Source organism: Haloarchaeobius marinus, from assembly GCF_051207415.1.
GTDB lineage: Archaea > Halobacteriota > Halobacteria > Halobacteriales > Natrialbaceae > Haloarchaeobius.
On sequence record NZ_JBPKGD010000006.1, the window covers coordinates 145,805 to 158,695 of the forward strand.

Consider the following 12,891-nt stretch of genomic DNA (forward strand, 5'->3'; position numbering starts at 1 on the left):
CGCTTCAATTCGTCGGAATTCCGTCACCTGTCATTTCGCATGCGCGTCCTCGTCGTCCGAGTGCTCATCATCGAATTCGAGTTCACTCGCTGCCTCTACCCCGTAGGCGGTGTCGTCCTCGTCAACAAGTCCGAGACGAAGTTCAACGCCGTGTTCACGGAGAATATCACGCATTGTCCAACGGTCGACATCGGCGAGTCTCGCAGCATCACCGAGCGTGATTCGCTCGCGTTCGTAGAGGGCAACTGCGGCTGCGATGCGCTCGTTTTCGTGGTCCTTGAAGTATTCACGCACGAACTCCCGTAACGCATCGCTCTTGCCACCAAACACACCAGCTTCGACAGCACCTTCGATAAGGAGATCGAGGTCGTCTGGATAGGAACCGGTAATTCGAGCCATTTGTCTATCTGAGGCTACGCCTTCATACTATTTATGAACTGTGCCAGACTGCCATATGCACTGAGACGACCAGTCTCAACTACTGCGGTGAGGGATTCGATGATCACATCGATATCCTCTGTGGCCCGTGAGCGTCCGGTGAGAATTGCGACGTAGCCACTGACGAAGTACCTCCGTACTATCCAACTGAGTCCGTTTCCGTCGATAGCGAATCGAAGACACTGTACGTGACCGAACGTCACTCGCTCGACCGCATAACGATTGCGGGGCAGCGCCAGACAGAATGCCTCTACCGATCGCTTGACCTGTGAGAATACAGGTCGATGCGAAGATAGCACCCGGTTGGAATACCGACTTCCCGACGACGACGACGGGAATAGCTTGGCAAAGCCGTTCACTCTGGACACCGAAGCGGAACCAGAATCTACACGACGCTCTCGCCCCACGCACAGGCATGGCAAAGACCGTCGACGACCTCAGGAACGAATTGACCTCCTCCCGCGCCTGAAGACGGGGGTATGCGCTCGTGGCTCTATCAGGGTAGACACGGGGCGATTCGAGCGTGAGCTTTCAGCGACGTTCACGAAAGAGGACCTCGCCGCCATCTGCGAAGCCGTCGACTACGAGATCGATACCAGTTCACTGCCCCCGAAACCACAGATGCGAGCCGGAATCCTCGAGATGATCGGTGACCGTGGCGACGACGAGACGGACGGCATCGACCGAGCATTCCGGAAGGGGGAACTCCAGGCAATTGCCGCCGCCCTCGACGAGTAGCTCTCCTCTGCCCAGCCGACGCTCCGACAGGTACCCTCGCCACGTACCAACCCATACGAGAATACGGTAGCTGTCGAGAATTTCAACACAGCCGCTCGCCGGGGCTCTGGGCCAGGCGCTCACGATTGCAGACGGCACATCTATTGTACAATGTCCACACTCACGGCGAGAAGCGGGTGACACACACTCGGGGGTCGCTGGTGCTCTGATGCTCGATCGAGCCTCGAGCAGCCCGACACAACGTGTCGTCGAAGTGGAATTTTCTTCCACAATCGGAGTAGCGCCCTGTAACTCGCTGACGACCCCCGATAGCCTCCCTCGGTCGGTCTGCGTCGTTCCACAATCGGCCTCAACACCCGCAAGAGAGACGCTACCGCTGTGATGGAGGTGATTGTGGAACGGGAGCGGAGCCAGACGGCTGGGCTGTTCTGGAAACCCCGATGTCGGTATCGGACCCTGAGACGTCCGAATTCGACCGGAATACGAGCGACACTCTCTGGTTGGAAGCCCGCAGTCCCGTCCAACGAACCCCCTCACAGACAAAATCGCACGACTGCAACCGATTGTGGAAACGCAAGTCTCCAAGATTGACCGCTCGACACCACAGGTTGCGCACGTCGAACGACACACGAACGCGCCCATCGAGTGCCCTGCCTTCTGATTTCGACGACATTGGGCATTTCCTCACTCATCGAGCCCGCGCTGGAACCTCCCTCCACAATCAGTTCACAAACCGGCTTACAGCCCTACTTGCGGGTGTTCAGGCCGATTGTGGAACAACCACTAGTAGCTAAGCCAGTCGTTAGAGCACTCTCCGGAACGTACACCGCTTCGAACCGATTGTGGAACTCGGATCAGAGAAATCGTCGTGAACGGGCTGCGCAATGGACGAATCTCGGTGTGCAAGTCAAAAATCGATTCCGTACCAGTATCCCTGTGAGTCTCCACCCATCAGTTCCGCATCGACACACCAAGGATCACCGCCATATACCCCGTCGAATGGGTCCGCGACCGGCTCGAACAGTCATAATCGGCGTTCGGCCCACAGAACGGCCGATATCGAATCTAGGCCGCCCAGAGTCCGCGAAGTGATGTTCATAATCGGCCTGAACCTCCGCAAGAAGGCGGCTATCGTGGATTCTGGGGTGTGATTATGAAGATCCGACGGGGGACCTCCACGTTCGCTCGATGCCCGATATCGGGGGACTGACGCGCTGGGGCCCCTACTGCCCGAATCCAGTGATGGGTCGCTCCCACTAGTCCGTGTTCCTGAACACCGAAACCGCACGACTGGAACCGATTATGAAGATTTCACCCCCGGAATTTGGGCCTCGTTCGTCGCCTCCTGGCTTCCCAGTCTGCCTCGGTTCCTCAGTCCTGGGGATTCTACCCATCGGTTTCCCCATTCGACGGTCCCCCGCTCGCAGTTTCCTAGATCACCCATCCCACCTCGGCCACAGCTCTCCTTGCGGGGATTTCGGCCGATTATGAACCCTCGGTTGCTGCACCTGATCGTCCTAAACACCCGTTCGTCTGTTCTACGGCCGTGTATGCGATTATGAAAAATACCTCGGTTCATATCGTTGAGAATGGGATCAGCCTGTGCTATGCTACAGAGTTCATCGCGTCGATGGCCGTATGGACACGATGACCATTCGGTCCGAGACGTGTGAGCACCCCCTCATCTGTGACCGTGATTGACATACTCTGAATAGTTTTAATACGATCGCCACGATACATCGTTGTGACGTCCGAAACAAACCTCGTAAACGGAGAATTCCCCAGCATGGTCGATACTCGTCTCGAACCGCGGCGTGCTCGTTCTCGCGTAGCCGCGGGTCGGGTGTTCGGCGAGTCACTCCAAGACCAGCGTGCGGAGAGACTGGCCGACAATCGCTGGGGCTGCGTCGACATCGTATACTCGAGTGCGACGCACTCCGGCGAGCTCCGGACACTCTCACCCGCATAACCCGGCCCCCACACGGACTACCCGTCCCGGGCTGGGGAACACGGGATTGTCGCCTGTCTTCATCCAGTAGCTCATCCGTTTCACAGCGTCGAGCAAGTACACTGGATGAGGCTCGCGACAGTCTGGTCTGCGTTCGTTCCTGACAGTGGAACGAACGGGCGGTTCCGATCGCGCTGAGCGCACTGGGAACCGCTGGTACGCACCCCCGTAGCGATAGCTGCGGCTACGTCGAGCCCCGGAGTCTCCGCTGGCGAGGGACGCCGGACTTTGAATCCGGAGGTCGCCGGTTCGATTCCGGCCGGGGCGACTGCATGCCGACGTGGTGTAATCCGGCGAGCATACGGTCCTGTCACGGCCGTGACCCGGGTTCAAATCCCGGCGTCGGCGTCCCCGGGAGGCGAAGCCGACCGGGTGCCCGTCGGGACACATTCCGACGGTGTGGACGCGTGGCGTGGCCACGTGGGGATACCCAGCGAGGGAGGTACACTCCGCCAGTTCGATACTCTGAATCGTTCTGGCGGTGATGGGCCCAGCAGGGTCTGCAACCTCCATGGTCCGGTGTGGTATTCCCGGGATTCCCCGAAGTACGCCCCCGTGACGAGACGCGCAACCGGGGCTTCCTGGTCGCGGTTGCGCAGTCGGAACCAGTCGTACAGATAGATGACTAACTGCCGAGATCTCGGCAGTCCACGTGAGCCGATAGTCCAGCGGACGACGATCTGTGCCTTGGGCGCACAGGACCGAGGTTCGAATCCTCGTCGGCTCAGTGTGCCGTGTCTGGGGAATGGTGACCCCACTGGCCTGCTACGCCAGCCCCGACGACGGGTTCCCGGTTCGACTCCGGGACACGGCGTGGTGAGACATGCGGATAGGCGACCGCGCTCGGTTTGAAACCGAGAGCCGAGAGGCTTCGGAGTTCGACTCTCCGTCTCACCGCTGGCGGGATTTCCCTAGCCTGGCCAAGGGACCGCGTTGGAAGCGCGGCGTCCGCAAGGTCACGAGTGTTCAAATCACTCTCCCGCCGTGGTAGGGGGACGTGGTCAAACGGCACGACACCTGCCTCCAGAGCAGGAGATGGCCGTTCGAATCAGTCCGTCCCCACTCGGCGGTAGCCACGTAGCCGACGGCGGCGGGCGTACGACCCGCACCGACGGGATTCGCGAGAGTGAATCCTGATCGCGGAACTGACAGTGCCGCCATGCCAGAGTGGTCAAACGGACACGGTCGAGGGCCGTGTGGTTGGTCCTTCTCAGGTTCGTATCCTGGTGGCGGCATCCGGCCACAGTGCCGGTACCGATTCCATGTGGCGTCGCCGTACCCAAGTGATCAACGGGAAGCGGCTCAGACCCGCTGGCGTAGGTCCTTCCGAGGTTCGAATCCTCGCGGCGACACTTCTCCCCGTGGTCTAGCGGTCACGACGCCTCCCTGTAGAGGAGGAGACGCACGTTCGAGTCGTGCCGGGGAGTCTGCGGGACGGTGGAAGAGCCTTGCATTCACACTCTCGTCGAGTTTTCACCGGAGAACCGGTGCGACGGTGAGAGTTCCTTCATCTCAATTGTAACGAGAACACGCAGGTTCGAATCCTGCCCGTCCCGCTCGAGGTGATGACAATGGGTCTCTTCGACACAGTTGAACTCTATGACGGTGTCCATCTGCCGGAGTATCCCGGTGCAGTGGCTCCTGCCGAGGACGTCGACTGGCAGACGAAAGGTATCGATCGACCAAGCACGACGACATTTCGGATTACGGCGGACGGTCGGCTCCTCGAAGAGGAGTGGCACACCGAAACGGTCCCACCCGAGAACCGACCATACGCGAGCCGTGATGACGTCGACGAGGATGATCGCCTCTACATGGCCGGCTGTCGTAACCGAGTCCACGACGGCTGGATCGAACGAGACGACTACCACGGTCGTTTCAAAATCAAACACTCCTTCGAAGAGCTCGATGCACTAGTCACGTACCAGGTGACGTTCACGCACGGGCAGTTCGAGGGCTTCGAACGGCTGCGTTGACCCGTTCGTGCCCGCCGTAACTCGGTGCTCGATTTCTTCCCTACAGCGCTCCCGAAACAGAGTAAGGGTCAGCACGAAATTTTATCCCGAAATACGGGACCAAATCTCATTGAGAGAATAAATGACGGCAGAATGTCCAACGTGTGGAGACGAGTTCGATACTACACACGGGATGCGAATTCACCACTACGGTGCTCACGATGAACGGCTCCCTAACCGCACCTGCCGGTCATGTGGCAAGCAGTTCTACGACGATGAATCTAAGCGAACGTACTGCGACGAATGTGACCCGCCAACGACACCATCCGGACAAGACAACCCGAACTGGAAAGGCGGGAAACCCAAGAAATCGTGCGATTACTGCGGCGAGACGTATCGCACGTATCGTGACAACCGGTTCTGTTCCCGGGACTGCTTCAGGATTTGGTGGTCGGAGAGGACGCGGAACGATGGGAACCCCATGTGGAGTGGTGGAGTCGAAGCCGAGTACAATGGCTCCTGGGCCAAAGTAAGACGGCAAGCCCTCGAACGTGACAATCATACGTGCCAGTCGTGCGGTGCAACTCGCGACGAACTCGGACAGGAACCAGACGTCCACCACATCGTTCCTGTTAGAGAGCATGACGAATCCGAGCGAGCACACAGGCTGGACAACGTGGTCTGTCTTTGTCGGAGATGTCATCGAAAAGTCGAAGTGGGAGATTTGGAGATTGCTTCCGCTCAAGGTTGAGTTGACAGAGGGGTTCGATTCCCCTCGGGAGCACTCGGGGGGCTGGCCCTGACAGCGCTTTCCCGTGTCTGACATCGCGGGCAGCCACGGATTCGTGGCGCTGTCACCGTCAGTTCCCTCCAGCGTGTGGTCGTCGAGGTGGTGCGTTCCTTCGCCCGCAAAGCACACCAACGGGAGTCGTGACATCCTCCCCGGCGTAAACGCCTGGGCTTCCCGTTCCGCAGATGGGATATTTGCTGGTTTACGAGACGACCTGGTCTCTCGTGGTGAACGTCCCGCTCTCGCGGTCGAACAGGTGTACCGATGGCTGTGCCACACAGCCGTTACTCCTATCCTCACCGTGAGGACTCGGAGTTATCTTCTGGCGCATATTCTCCGCCCCGTTACAATCCGCGTTGGCTACCAACTCACACGACGAGCAGACGTACAGGCCACGATGCGTCCGGTTCGACTTCGTGTCGTCACCACACCGTGAACACGTTTTCGAGGTGTTCCACTCGTTTTCTTTGAGCACCTTGACGCCGCGTTCTTTGCCTTTGTAGTCGAGGTACTGGGAGATGCGGTCGAACGCCCAGGTATGCAACTTCTTGTTCCCGGTCTTGCCCCAGTCGGATGCTCGCACGTCCTCAGGCCAACTCACCGCGAGCGTGCCAACACCGCGTTCGACACACTCCGTGATGATGGCGTCAGTGAGGGCGTGGTAGAAGTGCGTTTCACGCTCTGCGAGCTTCCGGCGTGCCCACTTTGACCTCTCGGATGGGCCACTCTTCCCCTCCGTCTCGTAGTCGGCTCTGGTGAAGTAGTGCTTATCCTGTTTCACCGTATTACCGGGATACAGGACGTATTCGTCGGGGAACGCGACCGTGGCGATATTTGTGATTCCGAGGTCGATGCCTGCGACGCCTTCACCTGCCGAGTCGGTGGTTTCGAGTTCGACTTTACAGACGAAGTGTAGCTCCCACTCATCACCAGTCCACACGGCGCGGACGTTCTGCACTCGCTCGACTTCTGAGAGGTTTACGTCAGGGCGAGTCTGGTACTCGCAGAGAAGGAAGTCCGAGCGATGTTCTTTCAGGTTTGTCCCCTTGCTAAGTCGAACACGGTTGTTCTCGGGGTCGTGTTTGAACCCGTCTGCTTTGAACGTGACCGTGCTGCGAGGGCGTTCGGTGCCGTGTTTGCGGTAGCCGGGCGGGTTCGCCTCGTCGTCTGTGTGCCGCAGGTCGAACCAGGACTGGAAAGCGTCGGAAAGTTCTTCGATGACTTTCTGACTGGATTGTGCGTTCAGGTCTTTCCAGCACGACTGGTTCTTCATGTACGATTTCAGCGGGCCTTCACCGGGGATTTCGCCGGTTGCGTCCCAGATTCGGTCTGCTGTCCAGCGGGCGACATTCCAGATTTTCGAGGCGGACTCACCGAGCGAGTCGAGGCCATCACAAACCTGTTTCTGATTCTGAATGGACCCAACGTAGGTGCGAGTGACCTGACTCACCATACCGAATCACGGGACTGGGGCCACTTAACTAGTCGCCAAGCAGAGTGAAAGTAAACGTGGAATATCCAGGTATCCACCCATCCACAGGAGAATGAGATCTGTTGGATTCACTCCCACCCTGAAGGGTGGGATTCTCTCCTCGCAGAAAGATAGGCTCCAGCAGTTTTCCGGCCACGTCCCTGTCTCCGTAGCTCAGCCCGGACAGAGCGCCGTCAGAGCGTCGCTCTGACGAGCCCTCGTTCGGGTCTTCGACCCTTACGAGGACACCGGCCTTCGGAGCCGGGTGTCGCACGTTCGAATCGTGCCGGGGACGTCCAGCCGAACGAAGTGAGGCTGGGCTCGGGAGATGTCCTCTCCCGGCGTTCGCTGCTCGCACCGCGTGTGAGCAGCACTGGTATCGGAGTCGCCCGTTGCGGCTCCGGGTGATAGTATGGAATTCAACGAGCCAAAGCAAACGGTCGCGGAGGCGACGCGAACCACCAACTACGAGGGTGGGGAAGCGTTCGAGCCTGCCGACCCTCGACTCGCACTGTACAAGCGCACGATCAACCAGTTGCTGGAGGACTCGTTCTACGAGACCGATGACGAGCAACTCGCAGCTGTCGTCCGACGGTTCGACGCCGCGGCAGATGAGTACCCGGAGTTCGTCCTGAAGCTCGCCGCGTACGCGCGGCAGGAACTCTACCTGCGGGACGTTCCGCAGGTTCTGCTCGTGCTGGCAGCCAACGACGACCGGTTCAAGGACGATTCCGACGAGTCACTCGTCCGCGAGTGGGCACCGGCGATCGTCCAGCGGATGGACGAGACGGCGACCGCCCTCGCGATTCACGACCAGCTGTTCGGCGGTACGGCACCGTGGCCGCTTCGACGTGGCATCGAGGACGCGCTCGTGGCGATGGCCGACGCCTACACGCTGGGCAAGTACGAACTGTCGCGGCGCGAGGTGACGTTGCACGACGTGTTCAATCGCGTCCACCCGAAGCCGGTCGACGCCGACCAGGAGGTGCTGTTCGAGCGGTTCGTGCGCGGGGACCTCGACGACTATCCCGACGTCGAACCACTGCCGTCGCCGAACACGTGGGAGACGGTCATCTCCGAGCGCGGCAACACTCGGGAGGCCTGGGAGACGCTCATCGAGGACGACGCGTACACGCTGCCGATTTTCGCGTCGATCCGGAACCTCCGGAACATGCTCGAAGCAGGCGTCGACGAGGATACGATTGCAGATCACCTCGACCTGGAAGCGGTACGGCACGCGCCGCTGTACCCGTTCCGGTACTACCAGGCGTACACCGCGCTTCAAAACGCGGGCGTGCGTGCACCAGCGGTCGAGCGGTGGCTGGAAGACGCAATCGACGTCGCGGTCGAGACGGTACCGGACGGGCTCGGAGACACCTTCGTCGCGGTGGACCTGTCGGGATCGATGGACATGGCGCTCTCTCGAAACAGCACGCTCCGATTGAAGGAGATCGGGACGTTGTTCGGTGCGATACTGGCTGGCCAAGGTGCCGAGGTCGGCGGGTTCGGTGACGACTTCCAGACCGTTCAGATGCACGTCGACACCCCCGTACTGCAGCGACAGGATGCGGTGCTGGCCATCGACGAGGACGTCGGGAACTCGACGAACGGCTGGAAGGCGCTGGAATACCTCCGCGACCGGGGCGACCCCGTTGAGCGCATCGTCGTCTTCACCGACATGCAGATCTGGGATAGCACGCCGTTCACGGCTAGAGATGACCAGACGGTCGAGACGGCGTTCGATGCCTATCGGGACGAAGTCTCGTCGGACACGAAGTTGTACCTCGTCGATCTCGCGTCCTACGGCGATCTGGTGACGCCGGACGGCTACGAGAACGTCTACAACATCTCCGGCTGGTCGGAGAACGTCCTCTCTTTCATCGAACACACCGAGACTCCCATGCAGATTGTCGATGAAATCGACGCAATCGAGCCTGCGTGACATCCTCCGCGTACCGCAGGCGATGATACGGAGCGCAACTTCGTCGAGATCGTACCCTGGACAGCCCAGTGTTCAGACTGGCACCCTGCCCATCGAAAGCTCCAGAACCGGTGGTCTCGTTCGTCTCCGTCGCAATCGCGACAGTCGGCCGGGGCGACCCAACCTTGATTAGTCAATGCAGAGACACTGGCCATGACCATGACTATCGAGGAACGGCCGCTGCTCTCATCGTCCGTCCGGGAACGAGACATCGACCTGGTCGTCGTCCAGCTCGTGCAGACATCTACACCCTTCCGGGAGTGGTTCAGCACGCAACTCGCAGCAGACACGGACCTGTCACGGTTCCTTGGCGTCAGTCATTCCGTCTCGACCCCCAACGGCGAGACGGACATCGAACTCGGCTTCGAAACAGACCGTGGCGACCGCCATCTCGTCCTCGTCGAAAACAAGATCAGTGCGTCGTTTCAGGACCAGCAGATAGAGCGGTACTACGAACGTGGGGAGCGGTACGAGTCGAACGGCGACTGCGAGCATTTCACCGTCGGATTGCTCGCCCCAGAACGATACGTGGGCACCGCAGAACGAACGGCGTTCGATAGCGTTGTGACCTACGAAGACGTCCTCTCGTATCTCGATTCGAGCGACCACGACGGCGTCCCGTACTTCCAGACGGTCCTCGAATCAGCGATCGAGAAACGTAAACAACGGCAGCAGAGCTCCTACCCACTGTATTCGGAAATCAATGGGCGCATCATGGATCGCGCGCTCCCCAGGATACGCCACCTCGTCTGTGATGAGACCGCTTCCAGGCCAGACTACGAAATCGACACCCGAAGTCCGTGGCTGCAATCACGGGCCGAGGCTCATCCCGACGCGATCAGATACCAGTTCAAAATCCAGCTGGAACAGGACCAGCGTACGATCACACCGGGCGACGTCGAGATACGGATGGACATCGAGGGCGATGCTGACCTGTCGGGCAAGGCGGAAGCACTCCACTCGAATGCGGCTCGATTCGAACGTGACGGATTCGAATATACTGGTAACTCGACGTTCGGTGTCGTTCACGACTACTGGGAGGATGTAGATTCAAGCGATTTGGACGACGCGCGCTTTCTCGAAGAGGTGGCAGATCGATACGCAGAACTCGTCGAGATTGGCCACGAAGTGTTCACAGTGGGTACACAAGAGCGCTGACCATCTTAATTCGAGAACGAGGTGAAAAGGCTGCGCTTCCGTCGGGGTCATCGATGGCTGTGTCGTATACCTGTATCGTCGAGAGGATCGCCAGGACAGACACCCTTGGAACAGTCGATGTCAATATCGGTGCCCTCCTCACGGCGAGCCCCGATGATTCGTCCGACGAGTTCTTCACCGATTCGCTCCCGGATCTCTCCACAGTCCGATTCGATACCGAGCTTTCTTCGTCGTTCTCATCGTATGCACCCACCACTGCCCACTGTGTACCGACGCTCCCAGATCACGAACTGTGGTGGTACGCGTCAGGGCCGATCGAGAAAGAGTGCCAGATGACGGATGAACGCTCGGCTCTCGAGCCCGCCGGCCAGTGACCCGGTGAGCACCCCGAGAGTACTGATGAATACCGCCGTTCGAATCAGGTCGACGGTGTCGACCTGTGGGTCCTCGAGCGTCGGCCAGTTGGTGATGAGGTCGTTGGGGAAGATGAGGAACTCGATGGCCAGCATTACGAGACAAACCAGCAGGAAGAGCCCCGTCATCATCGAGAGGACGGAGAGGAACACGGTGGTGTTCATCACCGCCTCGTGCTCGGTCACGGATTCGCTCTCCCGGCGTGGAAAGAACAGTCGCTGAACGAAGGTGAGGTAGAAGGTCGCGGCGACGATACTCAGAGACGCGAACAGGGCGGCCTCGAAGTCGGGCAAGTGGACCCCGACGTCCCACGACTCCGCGCTGAACATCAGGATCAGCGTCGGCGTTATCGCGGCGGTAGAGAGTTGCGGGAGCGAGAGCGGGAGGAGAATCGCCCGGCTGCGTACGAGCGTGTCGAACACCTGTGACGAGTAGGTGGCCGTACTTTGAACGTGAAAGAGAAGTTGTCGAATCGGCCCCTTTTCCGTACTGGGTTCCCCGACCATCCGGGCTGCGTTGCGGGCGAGCGTCTCGCGGACACCGGGGTCGAACGTCGGTAGACTCGTTCGATCCGGGTCGAATCGGTAGGGTTCCATCACGGTGCCTCCTGACCCGTGTTTGAGCCCGAGGATATGACCCAGGAGGTGGAGGAACAGGGTCGCCAGGTTCCACCTGAGCGATGCTGCATCGTACGACCGGGATGGCTCGCCCCGGGGCGTCGTGCGGAGCGTCCGGGTCGAGAGAATCCCGATTCGGGTCACGGGAGAGGCGAGACCTGGCACGATACGATCGGACCGCGCGAGGAGTGGGACGTCCGTCAGTACGAAGACCAGGTCGTATGGCCCTTTCGCCAGCTGACGAACGGCCTCGTCGAGGAAGTCCGATGGTCGTCTGTCCTCGGCGTCGGGCAGACGCTTTTGTCCCTCGACGAAGAACGACCAGTCGAAATCAGTGGCAGACTCGAGTTCTGTCTGGACGTCCGCAACCATCCGCTGGGCAACCCCCCGAAGTTGCTCGACGTCCGTCTGGGGAGAGTGGACGATCATCAGCCCGACTGTCACAGGGTGCTGCTTCGAACGTTCGCTCTGTTGTGGCCGGGCTTTCGTCTCGCTCGAATCCGTTCTGTCCATCCTGTCTGTTCGTTGGCCTGCTCGCGGCGTAAATGCAGGGGTGCTGTCGAGTCAGGGTGTTCGTCCCGACCACGGTAGAATTCCACCCTCGTTGCCTCGATGACGCCACTGATGCCGTGGTACCGCCCGAGCGCCCGGCATTCTGCTACTCCCTGTCCCGAAGAACACAGGTGCTTCAGCCACCCTCTGTCTGCAGCACGCCACTGTTGACAGCGGGTGGGTGCGTTCCAGCGGTCGTGCTGAATACACAGCGCGTAGTCAGCAGTTCTATCAGTCTTGTTACAGCTGGCCGAGGAGAATGTCTTCTGCGAATCAGACTCGCTCGAGAGCCTCATCGATGCGTAGCGGAACCTCCTCGCCACTCACATCGAACCGCTGGAACCAACTCTCCTCCATCTCCCGTTTGAGCGCCATTCTAATCTCGGCGTGCGGATCGCTCTCCACGAAACTTCGGAGCGACTCGTCACTTTCCCAGGCAGCAACTGCCCAGAACTTCTTCTGGGACAATTTGGCTCGCATGGCATAGCCGACCAGCCCACCCGACTCTGAAAGCTGTGCCTCTATCTCCCGGGTATGCCAGAGGACCCTCGGCACTGTCCGGTACCGCGAGGGATGCAGGTACCCGACGACCCCCTGGAGTTCGGATTCCGGGTCCGGTTCGACGAAGGATTGCCACGCAAACCCCATGCTATACATTGGCGTACATCACAATCCGAGATAGTCTTTCCCTCACCGTTACACGCATCGTGGCCACGACGGGACCTGGTTCGTCCATGACGACAACGATAGTTCGTGGGACCAATTGCTG

Annotated in this window: 9 protein-coding genes and 9 tRNA genes; 14 read left to right on the forward strand and 4 right to left on the reverse strand. The window is 59.7% G+C overall.

What is annotated here, in order from left to right; translation table 11 throughout:
• Nucleotides 1-30: 30 nt before the first annotated feature.
• Nucleotides 31-399, reverse strand: a complete 369-nt coding sequence (locus ACSC1W_RS18975) for a UPF0175 family protein (RefSeq protein WP_435349255.1) — start codon at nucleotides 397-399, stop codon at nucleotides 31-33.
• Between the two features lie 504 nt (nucleotides 400-903).
• On the opposite strand from ACSC1W_RS18975, the gene ACSC1W_RS18980 reads away from it, so the two are divergent.
• The 11 genes from ACSC1W_RS18980 (at nucleotide 904) to ACSC1W_RS19030 (ending at nucleotide 5,890) form a co-directional block, all read left to right on the forward strand.
• The gene (locus ACSC1W_RS18980) at nucleotides 904-1,176 is read left to right on the forward strand and encodes a hypothetical protein (protein WP_435349288.1); all 273 of its coding nucleotides are present in this window, start codon (nucleotides 904-906) and stop codon (nucleotides 1,174-1,176) included.
• A 2,200-nt stretch (nucleotides 1,177-3,376) separates the two neighbouring features.
• Nucleotides 3,377-3,452, forward strand: a tRNA-Gln gene (locus tag ACSC1W_RS18985).
• 6 nt (nucleotides 3,453-3,458) lie between these two features.
• Nucleotides 3,459-3,532, forward strand: a tRNA-Asp gene (locus ACSC1W_RS18990).
• 306 nt (nucleotides 3,533-3,838) lie between these two features.
• Nucleotides 3,839-3,911 (forward strand) — tRNA-Pro (locus ACSC1W_RS18995).
• A gap of 172 nt (nucleotides 3,912-4,083) precedes the next feature.
• Nucleotides 4,084-4,169 (forward strand) — tRNA-Ser (locus ACSC1W_RS19000).
• A 6-nt stretch (nucleotides 4,170-4,175) separates the two neighbouring features.
• Nucleotides 4,176-4,246: transfer RNA gene (locus ACSC1W_RS19005), tRNA-Trp, on the forward strand.
• 91 nt (nucleotides 4,247-4,337) lie between these two features.
• Nucleotides 4,338-4,419: transfer RNA gene (locus ACSC1W_RS19010), tRNA-Leu, on the forward strand.
• Between the two features lie 34 nt (nucleotides 4,420-4,453).
• Nucleotides 4,454-4,536, forward strand: a tRNA-Leu gene (locus ACSC1W_RS19015).
• Nucleotides 4,537-4,539: 3 nt separating this feature from the next.
• Nucleotides 4,540-4,611, forward strand: a tRNA-Tyr gene (locus tag ACSC1W_RS19020).
• 144 nt (nucleotides 4,612-4,755) lie between these two features.
• A complete protein-coding gene (locus ACSC1W_RS19025; protein WP_435349256.1) occupies nucleotides 4,756-5,160 on the forward strand; it encodes a hypothetical protein in 405 nt (134 codons plus the stop codon).
• 460 nt (nucleotides 5,161-5,620) lie between these two features.
• Entirely contained in the window at nucleotides 5,621-5,890 is a 270-nt protein-coding gene (locus ACSC1W_RS19030; RefSeq protein WP_435349289.1) for an HNH endonuclease, read from the forward strand.
• 241 nt (nucleotides 5,891-6,131) lie between these two features.
• Here the strand turns inward: ACSC1W_RS19030 and ACSC1W_RS19035 are convergent, their stop codons facing one another.
• On the reverse strand, nucleotides 6,132-7,382 hold the full coding sequence (locus ACSC1W_RS19035) for an RNA-guided endonuclease InsQ/TnpB family protein (protein WP_435349257.1): 1,251 nt from the start codon (nucleotides 7,380-7,382) through the stop codon (nucleotides 6,132-6,134).
• 181 nt (nucleotides 7,383-7,563) lie between these two features.
• Here ACSC1W_RS19035 and ACSC1W_RS19040 point away from each other — a divergent pair.
• The 3 genes from ACSC1W_RS19040 to ACSC1W_RS19050 all read left to right on the forward strand — a co-directional run bounded on the left by ACSC1W_RS19040 (nucleotide 7,564) and on the right by ACSC1W_RS19050 (nucleotide 10,539).
• A tRNA-Arg gene (locus tag ACSC1W_RS19040) sits at nucleotides 7,564-7,695 on the forward strand.
• Nucleotides 7,696-7,812: 117 nt separating this feature from the next.
• Nucleotides 7,813-9,342: a TROVE domain-containing protein gene (locus ACSC1W_RS19045; protein WP_435349258.1), complete on the forward strand. Its 1,530-nt coding sequence runs from the start codon at nucleotides 7,813-7,815 to the stop codon at nucleotides 9,340-9,342.
• 198 nt (nucleotides 9,343-9,540) lie between these two features.
• Nucleotides 9,541-10,539 carry a PD-(D/E)XK nuclease family protein gene (locus ACSC1W_RS19050; protein ID WP_435349259.1) on the forward strand — a complete coding sequence of 333 codons (999 nt, stop codon included), beginning with the start codon at nucleotides 9,541-9,543 and terminating at the stop codon, nucleotides 10,537-10,539.
• Nucleotides 10,540-10,844: 305 nt separating this feature from the next.
• On the opposite strand, the gene ACSC1W_RS19055 is transcribed toward ACSC1W_RS19050, so the two are convergent.
• Nucleotides 10,845-11,999 carry a hypothetical protein gene (locus ACSC1W_RS19055; RefSeq protein WP_435349260.1) on the reverse strand — a complete coding sequence of 385 codons (1,155 nt, stop codon included), beginning with the start codon at nucleotides 11,997-11,999 and terminating at the stop codon, nucleotides 10,845-10,847.
• Nucleotides 12,000-12,395: 396 nt separating this feature from the next.
• Nucleotides 12,396-12,770 (reverse strand): hypothetical protein, encoded by a 375-nt coding sequence (locus tag ACSC1W_RS19060; RefSeq protein ID WP_435349261.1) that lies wholly within the window; start codon nucleotides 12,768-12,770, stop codon nucleotides 12,396-12,398.
• Nucleotides 12,771-12,891 lie beyond the last annotated feature (121 nt).

Bases quoted from the DNA above. Each gene is read 5' to 3' on its own strand.
- ACSC1W_RS19030 (WP_435349289.1), top strand. From the start codon at position 5,621: ATGTGGAGTGGTGGAGTCGAAGCCGAGTACAATGGCTCCTGGGCCAAA.
- ACSC1W_RS19025 (WP_435349256.1), top strand. From the start codon at position 4,756: ATGGGTCTCTTCGACACAGTTGAACTCTATGACGGTGTCCATCTGCCG.
- ACSC1W_RS19035 (WP_435349257.1), bottom strand. From the start codon at position 7,382: ATGGTGAGTCAGGTCACTCGCACCTACGTTGGGTCCATTCAGAATCAG.
- ACSC1W_RS19060 (WP_435349261.1), bottom strand. From the start codon at position 12,770: ATGGGGTTTGCGTGGCAATCCTTCGTCGAACCGGACCCGGAATCCGAA.
- ACSC1W_RS19045 (WP_435349258.1), top strand. From the start codon at position 7,813: ATGGAATTCAACGAGCCAAAGCAAACGGTCGCGGAGGCGACGCGAACC.
- ACSC1W_RS18975 (WP_435349255.1), bottom strand. From the start codon at position 399: ATGGCTCGAATTACCGGTTCCTATCCAGACGACCTCGATCTCCTTATC.
- ACSC1W_RS19050 (WP_435349259.1), top strand. From the start codon at position 9,541: ATGACTATCGAGGAACGGCCGCTGCTCTCATCGTCCGTCCGGGAACGA.
- ACSC1W_RS19055 (WP_435349260.1), bottom strand. From the start codon at position 11,999: ATGATCGTCCACTCTCCCCAGACGGACGTCGAGCAACTTCGGGGGGTT.